The 1,250-nt window shown below is 42.2% G+C and carries 1 protein-coding gene and 1 CRISPR repeat array; the gene reads right to left on the bottom strand.

Annotated features, from left to right (window positions below; translation table 11 throughout):
- The first annotated feature begins 166 nt into the window (after positions 1-166).
- A CRISPR array of direct repeats spans positions 167-702; the repeat unit is 36 nt; unit sequence CTTTACATAACCACTTCCCCTAACGGGGATGTAAAC.
- A 147-nt stretch (positions 703-849) separates the two neighbouring features.
- Positions 850-1,250, bottom strand: a 401-nt coding sequence (locus tag ACWATR_RS40135; RefSeq protein ID WP_460345993.1) for an RMD1 family protein, incomplete at its 5' end; no start/stop codon positions are given.

Consider the following 1,250-nt stretch of genomic DNA (forward strand, 5'->3'; position numbering starts at 1 on the left):
GAACCTTGAAAACCGCATAATTCCGTTGAGGTGTGTCGATGCCTTACGCAGTAAGCTTTTCAGACTGCAAAATTGATACTTTTTTGAAAATTTTTTGTACTTTTCAAGAGGTGTGTCGATTGGGGTATCTGAAACCCTCTCCCAGTAAGGTTTCCAAAAGGTAACTCTTTACATAACCACTTCCCCTAACGGGGATGTAAACACTAAGTCTAACTGCTGAACACTTGGAAGAATTAGGACTTTACATAACCACTTCCCCTAACGGGGATGTAAACAATCCTCTATCTCCAGCACGCCAATTATTTGTTTGGCTTTACATAACCACTTCCCCTAACGGGGATGTAAACTCTTCAGGTTGGTTGCATCAGCTTTAATTGCTTCTTTACATAACCACTTCCCCTAACGGGGATGTAAACACAACGTCAACCGTAATTCTTTCTTCTCTTTTTACTTTACATAACCACTTCCCCTAACGGGGATGTAAACGTATTTCTTCCAGATTTGGTGATTTTCCATGATACCTTTACATAACCACTTCCCCTAACGGGGATGTAAACGAAATCGTAAGAGAGCCTTTAGCCTGGTCTCGTTCTTCCTTTACATAACCACTTCCCCTAACGGGGATGTAAACTCGGCAATATTAAGTACAGGATTTTCTGTACTTGACTTTACATAACCACTTCCCCTAACGGGGATGTAAACCATAAGTCTGGTTATGTGTATTTCATGTGTGACCTTTACATAACCACTTCCCCTAACGCTGTATCTAAGTTTTTTAATTGCGAATTGCGTTAGCGGAGCGGGGCGTTAGCCCATTGCGAATTGCGAATTGGTATCACAACCCTAAATTTAGCCTTTGAAAATGATGTCGTACAGTGATAGCAGAATTTCTACCACAATCAGAATCACCACATACCACTCTACACGCTGACTACTGCTATGCTGCATGAACTCCAGCACTGTTTGGGCAGTTTGGGAAATTAAATCTAGTTTACGTTCCAGGGCATGGTGACGCTCACGGATTTCGTATTCATCCTCCAAGCGCAGATATAAGTTTTCTAGCTGTGGGGATTCCCAGAGCAACTCCGGCTTATCGATAATCTCTACTTGACCCACAATTTTATGTTGAACTAATAAGGTAGTCCCTAATTGACGCAATAATTCCCGGCTCTGGTGTCTACTTCTGTTTTCCCGCTGGAGACTAGCTGCAAATGGTTCAATTTGATCGAATACAGTCGCTAGGCTGGTTT

It is taken from the genome of Nostoc sp. UIC 10890 (assembly GCF_054786515.1).